This window comes from Phenylobacterium sp., assembly GCF_035944335.1.
Lineage (GTDB): Bacteria > Pseudomonadota > Alphaproteobacteria > Caulobacterales > Caulobacteraceae > Phenylobacterium.
Map to the genome: position 1 here is coordinate 1 of NZ_DASZBG010000019.1, position 16,473 is coordinate 16,473.

Consider the following 16,473-nt stretch of genomic DNA (forward strand, 5'->3'; position numbering starts at 1 on the left):
TGGGCTTGCAGTTTGCCGCCTGACGCGGCTTCGTAGCGCGCCTGTCGCGGGGCGCGGGGCGCGCCCGTTCTCGGAGCCTTCCCTTGGCCGACCTCGCCGTCTTCTACGAGCACCCGCAGTGGTTCGAGGCCCTGTTCCGCACCCTGGACCGGCGCGGCCTCGACTGGATCCCGATCGAAATCCAGAGCCACACCTTCGATCCGGCCGATGCGACCCTGCCCGCCCCGGTGATCCTCAACCGTCTGGCCATGTCCTCCTTTTTGCGCCAGGAGGAGCACGCCCTGTTCTACTCGGCCGCGGTGCTCGGCCACTGGGAGGCGCTGGGGGCAAGGGTGGTGAACGGCGCGGGCGTGCTCGCCTACGACACCAACAAGGCCCGCCAGCTCAGCCTCTTCCGCGCCGCCGGCCTGGAGATCCCCAGGACCCGCGTCGCCCACCGCCGCGCCGACGTCGCCCGCCTCGCCGCCGAGGTCGGCTACCCGGTGATGGTCAAGGTCAATGTCGGCGGCTCTGGGACCGGCATGATCCGCTACGACAGCCCTGAGGAACTGGAGGCCGCCGTCGCCGACAAGCTGACCCCGGTGGGCGTCGACGGCGTGGCCCTGGTCCAGGAATATGTCCCCGCCCGCGACGCGCGGGTGATCCGTTGCGAGGTGCTGGACGGCAAGCTGATCTATGCCCTGGCGCTGGATGGCGCGGGCTCGACCTTCGACCTCTGCCCGGCCGACGTCTGCATGGTCGACAAGCCCACCATCACCATCAGCGCGTTCAAGCCGCCGGCCGAGATCACCGCGGCGGTGGAGCGCATCGCGCGGATGAGCGGCCTCGACGTGGGCGGCATCGAATACATGATCGACGACCGCGACGGCTGTCCGAAGTTCTACGATCTCAACGCCTTGTCCAATTTTGTTGCGAAACCTCTGGAGGTCCTGGGCTGGGACCCGCACGAAAAGCTGGTTGACTATCTGGAGCGCGAGATCGGCGCCCGGGCGCAGGTGGCGGCGTGAGGTACGGTTTCTGGACCCCCGTCTTCGGCGGCTGGCTGCGCAATGTGCCCGACGAGGGCATGGCGGCCACCTGGGACTATACCCGCAGGCTCTGCCAGCGGGCCGAGCAGATCGGCTATGACCTGACGCTGGTCGCCGAGCTGAACCTCAACGACATCAAGGGGACGGACCAGCCGGCGCTGGACGCCTGGTCGACGGCCGCCGCGCTGGCCGCCGTCACCGAGCGCCTGGAGCTGATGGTCGCCGTGCGGCCGAACTTCCACCAGCCCGCCCTGTTCGCCAAACAGGCCGCCAATATCGACAACATCTCCGGCGGCCGGCTGGCGCTCAACGTCGTGTCCTCCTGGTGGGCCGAGGAGGCCAAGAGCTACGGCCTGCAGTTCGACCAGCACGACGACCGCTACGCCCGCACCTCGGAATGGCTGGAGGTCGTCGACGGCCTCTGGCGCGAACCGAGGTTCACCCACCAGGGCGTGCGCTACCAGCTGGAGGGCGCCATCTGCGAGCCCAAGCCGGTCCGCAAGCCGGTGATCTACGCCGGCGGCGAGTCCGAGGCGGCCAAGACCATGATCGCCAACCAGTGCGACGCCTATGTCATGCACGGCGACGAGGCCCCGGTGGTGGCGGAAAAGGTCGCCGACATGCGCGCCCGCCGCGCGGCGGCGGGCAAGCCGCCCATGACCTATGGCATGGCCGCCTACGCCATCGTGCGCGACAGCGAGGCCGAGGCCCGCGCCGAGGTGGCGCGGATCACGACGCTCGATCCCAAGGCGCCCGGCTTCGCCAACTTCGACCAGTGGCTCTCCGGCACCCAGCTGGAGCGCGAGCTGAAGCTGCAGGAATATTCCGTCTCCAACCGCGGCCTGCGCCCGAACCTGATCGGCACGGCGGCCCAGATCCGCGAGCGGATCGCGGCCTATGAGGCGGCCGGCGTCGACCTGCTGCTGCTGCAGATGAGCCCGCAGTACGAGGAGATGGAGCGTTTCGCCGCCGAGGTGATCGGCTCACCCATCGCTCAGGGCCCGCCGGCCCGCCAACCCGAGGCCGTCGGCCGTGACTGAGCTTGCCGCCAAGCCCTACCCGCCCCGGCACTATCCGACTCCCGCCGCCAAGTGCGCCGACCTGGTGGTGCACATCGTGGGCCTGACCCTGGCGCTGGTCGGCGGCAGCATCCTCCTGGTCTTCGCCATCCGCGCCCGCTCGCTGAGCCTGGTGGCCGGCGTCTCGATCTACGCGGCGGGCCTGCTGGCGATGCTCGCCTTCTCCACCGCCTACAATTTCGCCAAGGCCCAGCATCGGCCGTGGCTGCGCCGGCTCGACCACGCGGGCATCTTCCTGATGATCGCCGGCTCCTACACGCCCTTCACCACCCAGAACCTCAGCGGCGGCTGGGCCTGGGGCATGACGGCTGCGATCTGGTCGCTGGCGGGGCTGGGCGCGCTCGGCAAGCTGTTCCTGACCAAGGTCGACCGCCGCTTCTGGGTCGGCGTCTATCTCGCCATGGGCTGGCTGGTGGTGATCGCCATGAAGCCGATGCTCAGCAACACCACCTGGGTCGCCCTGCTGCTGCTGGGCGTGGGCGGCCTGCTCTACACCACCGGCGTCGCCTTCTACCTCAACAAGCGCCTGCGCTATGCGCGCGCCATCTGGCACGGCCACGTGGTCGCCGCGGCCGGCGCCCACTGGGCCGCGGTGCTGCTGGGCGTGGTCCTGGCGACCCGCTGATTTTCTTGTCGTCGCGCAGCCGGACGCAACAGCGGTGACCGCTGCTGCTGGCCGTCACTCGCGAGCCGAGCTTTCGCCAGCCGCGTCGGACTTGGCGGACCCCCGCGGCCGGTTCTCAGAATTGAGCGGCGGCTCGTACTGTTCGATCAGGTCGATGCGCTCGGCCTCGCGCACGGCGCGCGTGACGTTCAGCCGCGTCAGGATCTTCGCCTTGGAATAGGTCTGCCGGGCCTTCTCCAGCGTCGTGCGCCAGGTCTGGTTGGCGAGATTGTCGGTTTCGCCGGCGAACACCACGCGGGCGCCTTCCCGGGTCAGCTCGGCGATGACGAAGTTGGCGCCGGCGGGCGGCAGGAACCGCTCCTCCTCCAGCGTCGTATAGCGATAGCGGGCGCCGGACTTTCCGGCCAGCTCGATCGGGCGGGTCAAAATACTCTCCACGGTCACTCCCCGGATCCGACACCCCGCGGATCCGAACCCTGCTCATACCCGTCCGACTTGGGCCAAATATAGGCCAAGCTTTGCTGTAGGCGATCACGGCCGCGCGAGCTTGACCCCCGACGCGGCGGAACGACCTGCGCCATAAGGACGTTCGGCCCATGCGTCGCCTCTGTTAGGTTCCGTGTCCAGAGGTGTTCGACTCAGGCGGGCGCCCCAGCAAAGGTTTCGGAGTCCGCGCGACGGTATGGAGAGTCCCGCCGACTACAAGATCGAGCCCGGCCCGGACGGGCCGACCGCCCGGCTGACTGGCAGCTGGACGGCCGAGGGCGTGGGCGCCGCGGCGGCCGGCCTTGCCCGCGCGCTTGGCGGCGAGCGGCGCGTCACCCTCGACCTGACCAAGGTCAACCGGCTGGACACCGCCGGCGCCTATTCGATGATCCGCGCCGCCGGCCCCGCCTACGACCTGGACCGCGTCAAGGGCCGGCCCGCGGCCCTGCGCCTGATGAAGCTGGTCGGGGAGGCGTCGGCCAGGAAGGCGGTCGCCCGCCCCGCCCCCACCGGTTTCCACGAACTGACCATCCGTATCGGCAAGGGGGTGGTGAACGTCGCCCTCGAGGGCCTGGAGACCATGGTCTTCCTGGGTCACCTGCTGGTGGTCCTGGCCCGCACGGTGGTGAACCTCTTCACCCATCCCAAGCGGGTGCGCTGGGCGGCGCTGGTCTCGACCATCGAGCGCGCCGGCCTGGACGCCATCCCGATCGTGGCCCTGACCTCCTTCTTCATCGGCGCGGTGATCGCGCTCTTGGGCATCAACCAGCTGCGGCAGTTCGGGGCGGAGGTGTTCAGCGTCGAGCTGATCGGCATCGCGGTGCTACGCGAGTTCGGCATCGTCATCACCGCCGTCCTCTTGGCCGGCCGCTCCGCCTCGGCCTTCGCCGCGGAGATCGGCTCCATGAAGATGAACCAGGAGATCGACGCCATGCAGGTGCTGGGCGTCGATCCGTTCGAGGCGCTGGTCTTCCCGCGCTTCGGCGCCTTGCTGATCGCCATCCCGCTCTTGACCTTCGTGGCGGTGCTGTCGGGCCTGTTCGGCGGCCTGGTCGTGGTCTGGAACGTGCTGGGCCTGGGACCGTCCTTCTTCCTGCAGCGGATCGTCGACAACGTCGGTATCGAGAACTTCTGGGTCGGGCTCTCCAAGGCGCCGGTGATGGCCGCGGTGATCGCCGGCATCGGCTGCCGTCAAGGCCTTGAGGTCGGCGTCGACGTGGAATCCCTCGGCCGGCGGGTGACGGCGGCCGTGGTGCACGCCATCTTCGCCATCATCATGATCGATGCGGCCTTTGCCCTGATGTACATGGAGCTAGGCGTTTGAACGACCGGGAGACACAAGAGGCGCTGGCCGACGAAGCGGCCCTGGACGCCCCCGGTCCGGTGATCGAGGTGCGCGGCCTGCGCTCGGGATTCGGCGACCACATCGTCCACGACGGCCTCGACCTGACCCTGCAGCGCGGCGAGGTTCTGGGCGTGGTCGGCGGCTCGGGCACCGGCAAGTCGGTCCTGCTCAACACCATCATCGGCCTCAAGCGGCCCATGGCCGGGACCATCAAGGTGTTCGGCCAGGACACCGCCCACGTCTCCGAACGCCGCTGGACGGCCATCGAGCGGCGCTGGGGCGTGCTGTTCCAGAACGGCGCCCTGTTCTCGAACCTCACGGTGCAGGAAAACGTCGCCGCGCCGCTGTTCGAGCACACCGACCTGCCCCGCAAGGAGGTCTATGAGCTCGCCGACCTGAAGATCGCCCTCGTCGGCCTGCGTCCCGATTCCGGCGGCCTGAAGCCCGCGGAGCTGTCGGGCGGGATGAAGAAGCGCGCCGGCCTGGCGCGCGCCCTCGCCCTTGATCCCGAGTTGCTGTTCCTCGACGAGCCGACCTCCGGCCTCGATCCGATCGGGGCGGCGGCTTTCGACGAGCTGATCCGCGATCTGTCGGAGAGCCTGGACCTCAGCGTGTTCATGATTACGCACGACCTCGACACCCTCTATGCGATCACCGATCGCGTGGCCGTGGTGGCGGACAAGAAGATCGTGGCCTCCGCACCCGTGCGGAAGCTGGAATCGTCGGACCATCCCTGGATCCGCGAGTATTTCCTGGGCCCGCGCGGACGCGCCGCGGCGGCCAAGGCGAAGACGGAGGCCTGATGGAAAAGAACGCCAACTATGCCCTGGTCGGTCTCTCCTCGCTGATCCTGTTCATCGGCATGATGATCTTCGTCGTCTGGCTGGCCCGCCTGCGGATCAACGCCGAGTACGACCTCTACGACATCATCTTCCAGGGCCCGATCAACGGCCTCAGCCAGGGCGGCGAGGTCCGCTTCAACGGCATCAAGGTGGGCGAGGTCACCAAGATCGCGCTCGACCGCACCAATCCCAGCCGGGTGATCGCCCGCGCCCGGGTGACCTCCGACGTGCCGATCAAGACCGACTCCTACGCGACGCTGGAGCCGCAGGGCATCACCGGGGTGAACTATGTGCAGATCACCGCCGGCGCCGCCAACAAGCCCCTGCTCAAGAACACCGTGCCGCGCGGCACCATCCCGATCCTGCGCAGCCAGCACAGCGCGCTGTCCGACCTGCTGCAGGGTGGCGGCACGGTGCTGACCCGCACCATCGAGGCGCTGGACCGCGTCAACCGCGTGCTGTCGGATCAGAATATCAAGACCTTCTCGACGGCGCTCTCCGACACCCAGGCGGTCACCGCCGAGCTCAAGAAGCGCAAGGACATCATCGCCGACGCCCAGAAGACGCTGAAGGACGCCGACCAAGCCATCGAGGACGTCAGCAAGCTGGTGAAATCCAGCCAGCAGCTGGTGGACGGCGACGGCCGCCGCAGCCTCAAGAGCATCGCCGACGCCGCCGAGGAGGCCAAGGCCACCGCCGCCCAGGTGCGCGGCCTGGTCGACAAGCTCTCCGGCCCGACCACGGACTTCGCCAACAATGGCCTGCCGCAGGTGACCGCCGCGGTGATCCAGTTGCGCAGCGCCACCGAGGCCCTGCAACGGCTGATCAACGAGATCGAATCCAGCCCGCAGGGCGCGCTCGGCAAGGCGCCCTCGCAAGAGGTGAAGGTGAAGCCATGACCCCGCTGAAAGCCCTCCTCCGCCTGGCCGGGGCCGGCCTCTTGGCCCTGTCGCTGGCCGGCTGCATCTCGCTCCTGCCCAAGACCAAGCCCGCCCAGCTCTACCGGTTCGGCGTCCCCGCCGCGGCGGCCAAGGCGGCGCCGGGCGCGGCGGCGATCGGCGTCTTCTCCGGCGGCGGCGAGTTCCAGCAGGAATCGGTCGGCGACCGCATCCTGACGGTGACCGGCGACCGCGCCGCCTACGTCGCCGAGGCGCGCTGGGCGGCCCCGGCCGAGGTCATGTTCAACCAGGCGGTGGCCAACGCCTTCGAGACCTCCGATGGCCACGTCCGCCTGGTGCCGCGCGGCGCGCCGGCCCCCACCGACTATGTGTTGCGGCTCGACGTGCGCAACTTCGAAGCCCGCTATGACAGCGACGGCGGCGTCCCCACCGTCGTGGTCCGCGCGCATGCCACGCTGACGCGCGACAGGAGCCGCAGCCTGGTCGCCGAGCAGGTGTTCGAAAGCCGCGTCCGCGCCGGCGACAACCGGGTCACGGCCATCGTCGCGGCCTTCGACCATGCGGTCGGCGATGTGCTGGGCCAGCTGGTCGCCTGGACCAACGCCAGCGCGCGCTGATCGCCCGCCGGAGCCCTAGCCCGCGATCCCCGCCGCGCGCTTGGCTGCGGTGACGGTGTTCTGCAGCAGCACCGCCACGGTCATCGGCCCGACCCCGCCCGGCGCCGGCGTGATCCAGCCGGCCACCTGCGAGGCTTCCTTGAAGTGGACGTCGCCCACCACCTTGGTCTTGCCCAGCGCCGCCTGCTCGGGATTGTCGAACGGCACCCGGTTGATGCCCACGTCGATCACCGCCGCGCCGGGCCTGATCCAGTCGCCGCGGATCATCCGCGGCCGGCCCACCGCGGCCACCAGGATCTCGGCCTCGCGGCAGACCGCCGGCAGGTCGTGGGTGCGGGAATGGGCGATGGTCACCGTGCAGTCGGCTTGCAGCAGCAGCTGCGCCACCGGCCGGCCCACCAGCACCGAGCGCCCGACCACCACCGCGCGCTTGCCGGTCAGGTCGCCCACCGTCTCGCGCAGCAGGATCAGGCAGCCCACCGGCGTGCAGGGATAGAGGCCCGGCGCCCCGCTCGCCAGCCGCCCGGCGTTGACCATGGTCAGGCCGTCGACGTCCTTGTCCGGACTGAGCACGGCCAGCACCGCCTTCTCGTCGAGGTGCTTGGGCAGGGGCAGCTGCACCAGGATGCCGTGGATGGCCGCATCGGCGTTCAGCGCCGCGACCAGGGCGATCAGCTCGTCCTGGGTGGTGGTCTCCGGCAGCCTGTGGGTCACCGAGTGCATGCCGGCGGCCTTGGACTGCTCGCCCTTGGACCGCACATAGATCTGGCTCGCCGGATCGTCGCCGACCAGCACCACGGCCAGGCCCGGCTGCAGCCCGTGATCGGCCACCAGCCGCGCCACCTCCTCGGTCACCTGCTCGCGCAGGCGTTCGGCGTAGATCTTGCCGTCGATGATCTGGGCTGGCTCGGCCACGGGCGCCTCCGGAACTGGCGCCCCGACTACCCGTTCAGCCAAGCCTATGCAAACGCTGGAGGAGTCGAAAATCGCGATGCCCAAACTGAGCCTATGGTTCTCGCAGGCTGCCAGCGCCACCTCGCGCTTTACGGGCCGCCCATCGGCCTTCCTGGGATGCTGTCTGATCGTCTTGATCTGGGCCGCCACGGGCCCGATGTTCCACTATTCGGACACCTGGCAGCTGGTGATCAACACCGGCACGACCATCGTGACCTTCCTCATGGTGTTCCTGATCCAGAACACCCAGAACCGCGACAACGCCGCCGTGCAGGCCAAGCTCGATGAACTGATCCGCGCTTCGAGGGCCAAGAACGAGTTCATCGGGATCGAGCACCTGTCGGACACCGAGCTCGACGAGATCCTGGAGCAATGCGAGCGGCACCGGCCCGAAGTGCTCCGCCGCGCCGAGGCCCGCGCGAGCAGCGAGCGCAAGGCCGAGATCCGCACTGCCCGCAAGGCCGCCACGCGCCGCGCCTCGACCCGCAAGCGGGCTTAGCGCCTGGCCTTCATCCTCAGCCAGCAGGCCACCGCCCAGACGTGCGACTCGCGCTCGAGGCTCAGGAGCGCCTCGTGCGGGTCGGTCCAGACCAGGGCGTGGTCGTGCTCGACCTTCAGCGAGGGGTCGTCGCGCAAGAGCCGGCCGGCGTAGAACACCCCGCGCGTGTTCCTCGCGACATCCTTCTCGTTGACGAAGAAATGGTCGGCGCGTGTCACCGCCTCGCCGATCTCGACCACCAGCCCCGCCTCCTCGCCACATTCGCGGGCCGCGGCCTGCGGGGCGGTCTCGCCGCGGTCTATGCCGCCGCCCGGCAGGTCCGTGCGGCCGCCGCCGCCCTCGAAGCTCACGCGGACCAGCGCGATCTGGCCGGCCTTCTCGACGATGGCGAAAGCGGCCGGGCGGTCGGGATAATCACGTCCCGGCTGGGGCGTCCCGAACTGTGGAATAGTCATCAGTCGGTCCCGTAGAGCCCCGGATAGGGGTCGACCTTGCCGGCCTCGACATCGGCCACGGCCACCGGCTTGTAGCCCACGCTCTCGCGGCGGCTGACGCCCCAGGCCTCGACGATCAGGTCGCGCAGCTCCGTGGCGCCGATCGCCATCTGGCGGGTGGCGAACTGGGTCCCGCGCGGATCGCCGGGCGTCAGGCCGCCGGCCTTCACCATCTCGTAGAACGGAATCACCTGCTGGCCGGTGGCCGCCAGATAGGCCCAGGTCCGCTGCTCGATCGGGCAGCCGCAGCTGTGGAAGGCCGCCACCTGCGCCGCCACCGCGCCCTCCTTGACCGTCGCCTGGACCAGGTCGCTCTCGAAGGGGGAGTGCAGCTTGTCGTTGGAATAGCCCGCGGGGTTCGGGAAACTGCCCCAGCCGTTGAAGTGGAGGGTCACATGCAGCGGCTGGCTGCCATCGCCCACGAAATGCGACAGGGCGCCGATGTCGGCCAGGATCAGGGCCTCGCGCCGTCGGCGGTCGGCGCTGAACCAGGCCCGGTTGACGGCCCAGGCGGGATTGGCCTCGGCGGCCTTCAGCACCCGCCAGTAGGCGAAATCGTGGGCCAGGCGCTCGTAGGTCTCGACGATCGAATAGGGCAGATACCCGGCTTTCCAGCTGTCCTGGCCTGCCGCCCTGAGCTGGGTCTCGTACTCGACCCGGGTGGCCGGCAGGGCGCTCAGCAGCGGGCCGCCCAGCACCTTGCCGTCGTCCCCGAGGTCCAGGAAGTGGCCGGGCGACAGGTCGCTGTCGGCGGCGCGTCCGGCGCCCTTCACCCGGTCCGGCTCCCGCGACAGCTCACCCACGTCAAGCGCCGCCTGCGGCGCGTGCAGGAAGGCGGGCACGTCGGCGGGCAGCGCGCGCACGGCGACCTCGCCGATCATCCGGTGGCCGCTCGAGCCCCAGGCCAGGGCGGCGGTGGGCGAGGCCAGGGCGGTGGCGAGCACAAGGGCGTGGAGTCTCTTCATGCTCCCGTTTGAGCGCCCGGCCCGGTCAAAGGCAAGGGGGCGAACGCAAGCCGTCAGCCCGCGATGTTCAGCGCCTGCTCGACGCGGCCGATCCAGGCCCGCACGTTCGGATAGTCGGCCAGGTCGAAGCCGCCGTCACCGGCCTCGCGCGTGTAGGCCACCAGCGCCACGTCGGCGAGGCTGAGGCGCCCGCCCACGAAGAAATCCTGCCCGCCCAGGGCCTCGTCCATGCGTTGCAGCGCCGCCTTGCCGCGCTCGACGATCCTCGGCTCCAGCTCGCTCGCCGGCTTGCCCAGGAAGCGCACCTGGAAGCGGGCCACCGCCACATAGGGCTCGTGGCTGTACTGCTCCCAGAACAGCCACTCCAACATCTTCGCCCGCTCGTAGGCGTCGGCCGGGATCAGATCGGAGCCTTCCGCCAGGTGCAGGATGATGGCGTTGGACTGGGCGAGCGGGCGACCGTCGTCGAGGATCACGGCCGGCACCTGGCCCGCCGGATTGAGCGCCAGGAACGCCGACGTGCGGCTCTGGGCCTTCAGAACCTCGGTCTCGATCCAATCATATGAGAGTCGCAAATGATCGGCGGTCCACTTCACCTTCAGGCAGTTTCCCGAGATGGAGTCCCCATAAATTCTCACGGCCGCGCTCCCCGAGGGCAAAGCCTAGCCTCGCAGTTTCCCCTCGGCGGGGCAAACGACGTCAGCTAACCGGTCCGTATAGTAAAGCTAACAGGGCGTCGTGTCACAGCCCTTGAGGGTTGCCCCGTTAAGACTCAGCCGGTACGACTCCAGGGCTCCAGTTCAACGACGAAGGAGACGCCGTCTTGCGACGCCGCCTCGCCGCCCTGGCCGTTCTTCCCCTGCTCTTTTTGGGGTCGGGCGCGCACGCCGCGCCCACCGATCCGCTAGGTGACCTGATCACCTCGATCGTGACCGGCAACCTGCCCACCGGGCCGGTCTTCAACCTGAAGGCCACGCTCTATCACGCCGGCGCCAAGGGCGTTGGCGCGCTGGATTCGCTCGGCTGCAAGGTCGTGGCCATGCGCACCGTGGCGATCGATTCCCACCTGATCCCCAAGCGCAGCATCCTGTTCATCCGGGAAACCGTCGGCATGAAGCTGCCCGACGGCTCGGCGCACGACGGCTACTGGTATGCCTCCGACACCGGCGGGGCGATCAAGGGCCAGCGGATCGACCTCTATACCGGCTCGGGCCCGCGCTCGGCCGCCAAGGCTGAGGCCCTGAACCTCGCCAGGCTCACCGCCGTCAAGGTCGGTGACTTCAAGGGCTGCCCTCCAGGCTAGGCCCGCCGGCTAGTCCCGCTCCAGCGCCAACTCCGCCTGCAGGCTCTGCGTGTCTCGCCCCACGGTGGCGACCGCCAGCAGCTTGCCCGCCTTCAGATAGGACACGCGGCAGTCCTGCGCCGCCACAGCGCCGTCGATCTGCAGCTCGTCCCAGGCCTCGGCGTGGCCGACGTAGTGGATCGAGGTGTCGTAGTGCCGGCTCCAGAAGAACGGGACCGCTTCGAACCGCTCGCGCGCGCCCAACATGTTGCGCGCCGCGGCTCGGCCCTGGCGCTCGGCCACCACCCAGTGCTCCACCCGGATCGGCTCGCCGGAATGCGGGTCGGGCCAGCGGGCGATGTCGCCGGCGGCGAACACCCCCGGCGCGCTGCTCTCGAGGAACGCATCGACGCTGACGCCGCGGTCGATCTTGAGCCCGGCCTGCTCAGCCAGCGCCAGCGCTGGCCGAACGCCGACGCCCAGGATCACCAGATCGCCCTGGACGGTGGCGCCGCTCGCCAGTGTCACCGCCTCAGGCCCTATGGCGGCCAGGCCTTCGCCGAGGTGGAACTGCACCCCGTGGGCTTCGTGCAGGCTGCGCACCAGGCCGCCGAGCTCGGCGCCCAGCACGCGTTCCATCGGGATCTTTTCCGGCGCGACCACATGGACCTCCAGCCCGCGCGTCCTCAGCGCGGCGGCGACCTCCAGGCCGATGAAGCTCGCGCCGACCACGATGGCCGTGCGGGCGGTCTGCGCCGCGGCGATGATCGCGCGGCTGTCGGCCAGGGTGCGCAGGTAGTGGACGTGGGGCCGGTCGTCGCCCGGCACGTTCAGGTGAACCGGCTCGGCGCCGGTGGCCAGGAGCAGGGCGCCATAGGCGTGGCGGGCGCCGCCCTCGACGGTCACCTGGCGCGCCGCGGCGTCGATCGCGGTCACCCGGGTTTCGAGCTGCAGGTCGATGCGATGCTCGGCGTAGAATTCCGGCGGCCTCAGCGGGATCCAGTCCTCCGGCGCCGTCCCGGCCAGATAGTCCTTCGACAGGTTCGGCCGGTCGCAGGGCCCGGCGGAATCGGCGCTCAGCAGGGTGATGGGCCCGGCGTAGCCCTCGCGCCGCAGGGTCTCCGCCGCGACATTGCCGGCCGCCCCGCCGCCCACGATGACGATGGAGGCGGGATGGCCCGCGGCCTCCAGGCCGGCGGCCGGCGCGACCTCGACCTTGCCGCGCACCACGACGCGGCCGCCCTCGCGCGCCACCTGCCAGCAGTCGATCGGATTGAGCGCGGGGGGCCTGAGCGGCGCCCCGGTCCGCAGGCAGAAGGCCGCGTGATGCCAGGGGCAGCGCACCGTATCGCCCACCACCAGCCCTTCCGCCAACGGTCCGCCGTAGTGGGTGCAGTGCGCGCCGACCGCGAACACCGCCTCGCCGCGGCGAACCAGAATGACCGCCGCCTCGCCGACGCGGCCGAGCAGCGGCTCGCCGTCGGTCAAGGAGTCGAAATCCACGCCCTTGGTGAGGTCGGGCCCGCTCGCGGGCGCTGGTTCGTCGGCCATGATGGGGCCCTCCGCCTGTTCGATCATTTCACAGGTGGAAGGTTCCGAACATTGGTCGATGGACCTGCGCTCGGCCAGCTAGGTCTCGACGAAGGCCCGCTCCAGCACGAAGTCGCCGGGCTCGGCGATCGAGCCCTCCTGGTAGCCGCGGTCGAGGAGCTGCTGCTTGAGGTCGACCAGCACCGAGGGCCCGCCGCACAGCATCACCCGGTCGACCGCCGGGTCGAAGGGCGGGGTCCCCAGGTCGCGGAACAGCTGGCCGTTCTCGATCAGGTCGGTGATCCGGCCCTTCGTCTGGAACGGCTCGCGGGTCACGGTCGGATAGTATTTCAGCTTCGGGGCGATCAGCTCGCCCAGATATTCGTCCTCCGCCAGCGCGCTCGACAGCAGCTCACGGTAGTTCAGGTCGGCCACATTGCGCACCGTGTGGGTGACGATCACCTCATCGAAGCGCTCATAGACCTCCGGGTCGCGGGCCAGCGACAGCCACGGCGCGAGGCCCGTGCCCGTGCCCAGCATGTAGAGCCGCTTGCCAGGCTTCAGGCCGTCCAGCACCAGCGTGCCGGTGGGCTTGCGCCCGATCAGCACGGCGTCGCCCACCTGGATGTTCTGCAGGCGCGAGGTCAGCGGGCCGTCGGCCACCTTGATCGAATAGAACTCCAGCTCGTCGTGCCAGGCCGGCGAGGCGATGGAATAGGCCCGCACCAGCGGCTTGCCGTCCTCCTTCACCAACCCGACCATGACGAACTGGCCGCTCGAGAAGCGGAAGCTCGGATCGCGCGTCGTGCGGAACGAGAACAGGCTCTCGGTCCAGTGCTGGACCCAGGTCACGGTCTCGCTGAAGAAGGCGCTGGAAGCCTTCGGGGCCGGCTGGGCCACCATCACATCCGTCATCACGCTTGCTCTTGTCTGGGGCGGTCTAGATGTCGCCGCCGACGTTGTCGACCGCGCCGGGCGCACGGGCCAGGTGGATGCCGCATTCGCTCTTGTCCTGCCCCGCCCAGCGGCCGGCGCGGACATCGGACCCGTCGTCGGCCGGCTGGGTGCAGGGCCAGCAGCCGATCGAGGGGAAGCCCTGCTCGACCAGCGGATGGGCCGGCAGGTCATGTTCGGCCATGTAGGCGTCGAGGTCGGCCCGGGTCCAGTTGGCGAGCGGATTGAACTTCACATGGGTCGGCGTCTGCTCGACCACCGGCAGGCTCAGGCGGTCGCCGCCGTGGAAGCGCTTGCGCCCGGTGATCCAGGCCTCGAAGCCCGAGAGCGCCCGGTCCAGCGGCAGCACCTTGCGGATATGGCAGCAGCCGTCGGTGTCGCTCTGCCAGAGCTTGGCGTTGGGATCGCCCGTGGCCAGGTCGTTGTAGGCGGGGCGCAGGTCGCGCACGTCGGTTAGGCCCAGCCGCCGGGTCAGGCTGCGGCGATAGTCCAGCGTCTGGCCAAACAGCATGCCGGTGTCGAGGAACAGCACCGGGATCGCCGGGTCCACCTTGGCGACGATGTCGAGCAGCACCGCCGACTCGGCGCCGAACGAGGAGACCAGGGCCAGCTTGTCGCCGAACGTCTCGTGGGCGGCTTCCAGCACCGTGCGCGGGTGGGCGTGGCGCAGCTCGGCGTCGAGCCGGGCCGCCAGGTTCCCGCTCGTGCGATAGGTTTCGTCGAAGGCCAGGCTCACGATCCGCGCTCCACGAAGGCGGGGGTCCGGCCGTCGGCCGCCCGCTGGTACACGTGACGGAAGCGGCGGGTGGCCCTTTCCCACTGCTCCGGGCTGGAGCCGTCCGCCGGCTCATAGGCGTCGATGCCGCAGCGGAACATGAAGCCCGCCTGCTCTCGAAGCACGTCGCCCACCGCCCGCACCTCGCGGGGAAAGGCGTAGCGCTCGCGCAGCACGCGGGCGTTGGAGTAGTGCCGGCCGTCGCGGAACTTCGGGAAGGCCAGCGCCACCACCGCGATGCGCGGCAGATCGTAGGCGAGCACCTCGACCGCCTCCTCCGTGGTCAGCCGCACGCCCACGGCGCGGCCCTCGGAAAGCAGTCGGTCGCCTTCCGACTGGAATCTCGTCAGCGACAGGATCACGTCGCCCGGCGGGACGTCCTGGTCGTCGTCGACGTGGGTGAAGGCGTCGTTGGCCAGCACCATGGCGCCGTTCTGCGACCTAATGAGCGTCGGCATAGACGGCCTCCTTGAACGGGGCGACGCCGGTGCGCCGGAAGGTGTCGAGGAAGCGCTCGCCGTCCTGCTTCTCGCGCAGATAGACCTCGACCATCTGCTCGATGGCCGGGGCGACCTTGTCGGCCGGCAGGGCGGGACCCAGCATCTGGCCGAGCGCTGCGTCTTCGGCGCCGGAGCCCCCCAGGGTGACCTGGTAGAACTCCTCGCCCTTCTTATCGACGCCCAGGATGCCGATGTGGCCCACGTGGTGGTGGCCGCAGGCGTTGATGCAGCCGCTGATCTTGATCTTCAGCTCGCCGATCGCCTCGGCGCGGGCGTCGTCGGCGAAGCGGGTGGCGATCTGCTGGGCGATGGGGATCGCGCGCGCATTGGCCAGCGCGCAATAGTCCAGGCCCGGGCAGGCGATGATGTCGGTGACCAGGTCGATGTTGGGCGTGGCCAGGCCCGCCGCGGCGAGGGCCGCATGCACCGCCGGCAGGTCGTCCAGCTTCACGTGCGGCAGGATCAGGTTCTGGGTGTAGTGCACCCGCACGTCGTCCAGGGAATAGCGCTCGGCCAGGTCGGCGACCGCGTCCATCTGCTCGGAGGTCATGTCGCCCGGCGTCAGGCCCGGCGCCTTCAGCGAGACGTCGACGATCGCATAGCCCGGCTGCTTGTGCGGATGGACGTTGTGGCGCGTCCAGCGGGCGAAGGCCGGGTCGGCCTTGGCCGCCTCATAGGCTTCGGAGCGGGGGCTGAGCTTCTCGAACCGCGGCGTGAAGTCGCCGCGGATGCGGGCCAGCTCGGTGTCGGGCAGGTCGGTGGTTTCCGTCTCGGACGCCGCCCACTCGGCCTCGACCTGGCGGGCGAACTCCTCCGCGCCCAGCGAGGCGACCAGCACCTTGATGCGCGCCTTCCAGATGTTGTCGCGCCGGCCGTGGCGGTTGTAGACGCGCAGGATCGCCTGCAGGTAGCTCAGCAGGTGTCGGGTCGGCAGGAACTCGCGGATCGTCGGACCGAGATAGGGCGTCCGGCCCAGGCCCCCGCCCACCATCACCTCGAAGCCCAGCTCGCCGCCGCGGCCGCGCCGCAGGGCCAGGCCGACGTCGTAGATCCTGGTCGCCGCCCGGTCCTTGACCGCCGCGGTCACGGCGATCTTGAACTTGCGCGGCAGGAACGAGAATTCCGGATGCAGGGTCGACCACTGGCGGATCGCCTCGGCCCAGACCCTGGGATCGTCCAGCTCGTCGGCCGTGGCCCCCGCATAGGGGTCGGCGGTGACGTTGCGGATCGTGTTGCCCGAGGTCTGCATGGCGTGCATCTCGACCTCGGCCAGATGCTGCAGGATCGCCGGCGCATCCTTCAGCTTGATCCAGTGCAGCTGCAGGTTGGTGCGCGTCGTGAAGTGGCCGTAGCCCTTGTCGTAGGTCGAGGCGATCCAGGCGAGCTTCCTGAGCTTCTTCGCGTTCAGCGAGCCATAGGGGATGGCGATCCGCAGCATGTAGGCGTGCAGCTGCAGATAGAGGCCGTTCAAGAGCCGGATCGGCTTGAACTGATCCTCGGTGATCTCGCCGGCCAGGCGCCGCGCCACCTGCTCGCGGAACTCCTGCGTGCGGTCGGCGACGATCTGCTGGTCGATGCTGTCGTACTGGTACATGCGCC

The 16,473-nt window shown here is 69.7% G+C and carries 19 protein-coding genes; 9 read left to right on the forward strand and 10 right to left on the reverse strand.

Annotation, left to right across the window (positions count from 1 at the left end):
- Positions 1–83 precede the first annotated feature (83 nt).
- Genes VGT80_RS04100 through trhA form a run of 3 tightly spaced genes read left to right on the forward strand, consistent with a single transcriptional unit; the run spans position 84 to position 2,732 of the window.
- Positions 84–1,007, forward strand: coding sequence for an alpha-L-glutamate ligase (locus VGT80_RS04100; protein ID WP_327453152.1), 924 nt, complete (start codon positions 84–86; stop codon positions 1,005–1,007).
- Positions 1,004–2,068: an LLM class flavin-dependent oxidoreductase gene (locus VGT80_RS04105; protein ID WP_327453154.1), complete on the forward strand. Its 1,065-nt coding sequence runs from the start codon at positions 1,004–1,006 to the stop codon at positions 2,066–2,068. Before VGT80_RS04100 ends, VGT80_RS04105 begins: the two co-directional genes overlap by 4 nt.
- Positions 2,061–2,732 carry a PAQR family membrane homeostasis protein TrhA gene (gene trhA, locus VGT80_RS04110; RefSeq protein WP_327453156.1) on the forward strand — a complete coding sequence of 224 codons (672 nt, stop codon included), beginning with the start codon at positions 2,061–2,063 and terminating at the stop codon, positions 2,730–2,732. The genes VGT80_RS04105 and trhA overlap by 8 nt, the downstream gene beginning before the upstream one ends.
- 54 nt (positions 2,733–2,786) lie before the next feature.
- Here trhA and VGT80_RS04115 read toward each other — a convergent pair whose 3' ends face one another.
- Entirely contained in the window at positions 2,787–3,170 is a 384-nt protein-coding gene (locus VGT80_RS04115; protein WP_327453158.1) for a hypothetical protein, read from the reverse strand.
- A gap of 244 nt (positions 3,171–3,414) precedes the next feature.
- Here VGT80_RS04115 and VGT80_RS04120 point away from each other — a divergent pair, with 244 nt between their 5' ends.
- The 4 genes from VGT80_RS04120 to VGT80_RS04135 are packed head-to-tail and all read left to right on the forward strand — an operon-like array spanning position 3,415 to position 6,921.
- A complete protein-coding gene (locus VGT80_RS04120) occupies positions 3,415–4,542 on the forward strand; it encodes an ABC transporter permease (protein WP_327453160.1) in 1,128 nt (375 codons plus the stop codon).
- Positions 4,539–5,366: an ABC transporter ATP-binding protein gene (locus VGT80_RS04125; protein ID WP_414693891.1), complete on the forward strand. Its 828-nt coding sequence runs from the start codon at positions 4,539–4,541 to the stop codon at positions 5,364–5,366. The genes VGT80_RS04120 and VGT80_RS04125 overlap by 4 nt, the downstream gene beginning before the upstream one ends.
- Complete coding sequence (locus VGT80_RS04130) at positions 5,366–6,304, forward strand: MlaD family protein (protein ID WP_327453162.1); 939 nt, start codon at positions 5,366–5,368, stop codon at positions 6,302–6,304. Before VGT80_RS04125 ends, VGT80_RS04130 begins: the two co-directional genes overlap by 1 nt.
- Positions 6,301–6,921: an ABC-type transport auxiliary lipoprotein family protein gene (locus VGT80_RS04135; protein ID WP_327453163.1), complete on the forward strand. Its 621-nt coding sequence runs from the start codon at positions 6,301–6,303 to the stop codon at positions 6,919–6,921. Before VGT80_RS04130 ends, VGT80_RS04135 begins: the two co-directional genes overlap by 4 nt.
- Positions 6,922–6,936: 15 nt before the next feature.
- Here VGT80_RS04135 and folD read toward each other — a convergent pair whose 3' ends face one another.
- Positions 6,937–7,836 carry a bifunctional methylenetetrahydrofolate dehydrogenase/methenyltetrahydrofolate cyclohydrolase FolD gene (folD, locus tag VGT80_RS04140; RefSeq protein WP_327453165.1) on the reverse strand — a complete coding sequence of 300 codons (900 nt, stop codon included), beginning with the start codon at positions 7,834–7,836 and terminating at the stop codon, positions 6,937–6,939.
- A 76-nt stretch (positions 7,837–7,912) separates the two neighbouring features.
- Between folD and VGT80_RS04145 the strand changes: the two genes are divergently transcribed.
- Positions 7,913–8,374 carry a low affinity iron permease family protein gene (locus tag VGT80_RS04145; protein WP_327453167.1) on the forward strand — a complete coding sequence of 154 codons (462 nt, stop codon included), beginning with the start codon at positions 7,913–7,915 and terminating at the stop codon, positions 8,372–8,374.
- Here the strand turns inward: VGT80_RS04145 and VGT80_RS04150 are convergent.
- Genes VGT80_RS04150 through VGT80_RS04160 form a run of 3 tightly spaced genes read right to left on the reverse strand, consistent with a single transcriptional unit; the run spans position 8,371 to position 10,471 of the window.
- Positions 8,371–8,829: an NUDIX domain-containing protein gene (locus tag VGT80_RS04150; RefSeq protein WP_327453169.1), complete on the reverse strand. Its 459-nt coding sequence runs from the start codon at positions 8,827–8,829 to the stop codon at positions 8,371–8,373. The two genes, VGT80_RS04145 and VGT80_RS04150, sit on opposite strands and share 4 nt — an antisense overlap.
- Positions 8,829–9,833: a S1/P1 Nuclease gene (locus VGT80_RS04155; protein WP_327453171.1), complete on the reverse strand. Its 1,005-nt coding sequence runs from the start codon at positions 9,831–9,833 to the stop codon at positions 8,829–8,831. The genes VGT80_RS04150 and VGT80_RS04155 overlap by 1 nt, the downstream gene beginning before the upstream one ends.
- Positions 9,834–9,886: 53 nt before the next feature.
- Positions 9,887–10,471, reverse strand: a complete 585-nt coding sequence (locus VGT80_RS04160) for a glutathione S-transferase family protein (RefSeq protein WP_327453173.1) — start codon at positions 10,469–10,471, stop codon at positions 9,887–9,889.
- Between the two features lie 185 nt (positions 10,472–10,656).
- On the opposite strand from VGT80_RS04160, the gene VGT80_RS04165 reads away from it, so the two are divergent.
- Positions 10,657–11,136, forward strand: a complete 480-nt coding sequence (locus VGT80_RS04165; protein WP_327453174.1) for a 3D domain-containing protein — start codon at positions 10,657–10,659, stop codon at positions 11,134–11,136.
- Positions 11,137–11,145: 9 nt separating this feature from the next.
- On the opposite strand, the gene VGT80_RS04170 is transcribed toward VGT80_RS04165, so the two are convergent.
- The 5 genes from VGT80_RS04170 to VGT80_RS04190 form a co-directional block, all read right to left on the reverse strand.
- A complete protein-coding gene (locus tag VGT80_RS04170) occupies positions 11,146–12,666 on the reverse strand; it encodes an FAD-dependent oxidoreductase (protein ID WP_327453176.1) in 1,521 nt (506 codons plus the stop codon).
- Between the two features lie 78 nt (positions 12,667–12,744).
- Positions 12,745–13,560 (reverse strand): ferredoxin--NADP reductase, encoded by an 816-nt coding sequence (locus VGT80_RS04175; protein ID WP_327453178.1) that lies wholly within the window; start codon positions 13,558–13,560, stop codon positions 12,745–12,747.
- 25 nt (positions 13,561–13,585) lie between these two features.
- Complete coding sequence (locus VGT80_RS04180; protein ID WP_327453349.1) at positions 13,586–14,329, reverse strand: phosphoadenylyl-sulfate reductase; 744 nt, start codon at positions 14,327–14,329, stop codon at positions 13,586–13,588.
- A gap of 2 nt (positions 14,330–14,331) precedes the next feature.
- Entirely contained in the window at positions 14,332–14,832 is a 501-nt protein-coding gene (locus VGT80_RS04185; protein WP_327453180.1) for a DUF934 domain-containing protein, read from the reverse strand.
- Positions 14,816–16,468, reverse strand: coding sequence for a nitrite/sulfite reductase (locus VGT80_RS04190; RefSeq protein ID WP_327453182.1), 1,653 nt, complete (start codon positions 16,466–16,468; stop codon positions 14,816–14,818). The genes VGT80_RS04185 and VGT80_RS04190 overlap by 17 nt, the downstream gene beginning before the upstream one ends.
- Positions 16,469–16,473 lie beyond the last annotated feature (5 nt).

What these genes read in the sequence shown, in the direction of transcription:
- VGT80_RS04120 (WP_327453160.1), top strand. Translation starts at nt 3,415, where the DNA reads ATGGAGAGTCCCGCCGACTACAAGATCGAGCCCGGCCCGGACGGGCCG.
- VGT80_RS04130 (WP_327453162.1), top strand. Translation starts at nt 5,366, where the DNA reads ATGGAAAAGAACGCCAACTATGCCCTGGTCGGTCTCTCCTCGCTGATC.
- VGT80_RS04135 (WP_327453163.1), top strand. Translation starts at nt 6,301, where the DNA reads ATGACCCCGCTGAAAGCCCTCCTCCGCCTGGCCGGGGCCGGCCTCTTG.
- VGT80_RS04145 (WP_327453167.1), top strand. Translation starts at nt 7,913, where the DNA reads ATGCCCAAACTGAGCCTATGGTTCTCGCAGGCTGCCAGCGCCACCTCG.
- VGT80_RS04150 (WP_327453169.1), bottom strand. Translation starts at nt 8,829, where the DNA reads ATGACTATTCCACAGTTCGGGACGCCCCAGCCGGGACGTGATTATCCC.
- VGT80_RS04155 (WP_327453171.1), bottom strand. Translation starts at nt 9,833, where the DNA reads ATGAAGAGACTCCACGCCCTTGTGCTCGCCACCGCCCTGGCCTCGCCC.
- VGT80_RS04170 (WP_327453176.1), bottom strand. Translation starts at nt 12,666, where the DNA reads ATGGCCGACGAACCAGCGCCCGCGAGCGGGCCCGACCTCACCAAGGGC.
- VGT80_RS04175 (WP_327453178.1), bottom strand. Translation starts at nt 13,560, where the DNA reads ATGACGGATGTGATGGTGGCCCAGCCGGCCCCGAAGGCTTCCAGCGCC.
- VGT80_RS04185 (WP_327453180.1), bottom strand. Translation starts at nt 14,832, where the DNA reads ATGCCGACGCTCATTAGGTCGCAGAACGGCGCCATGGTGCTGGCCAAC.
- VGT80_RS04190 (WP_327453182.1), bottom strand. Translation starts at nt 16,468, where the DNA reads ATGTACCAGTACGACAGCATCGACCAGCAGATCGTCGCCGACCGCACG.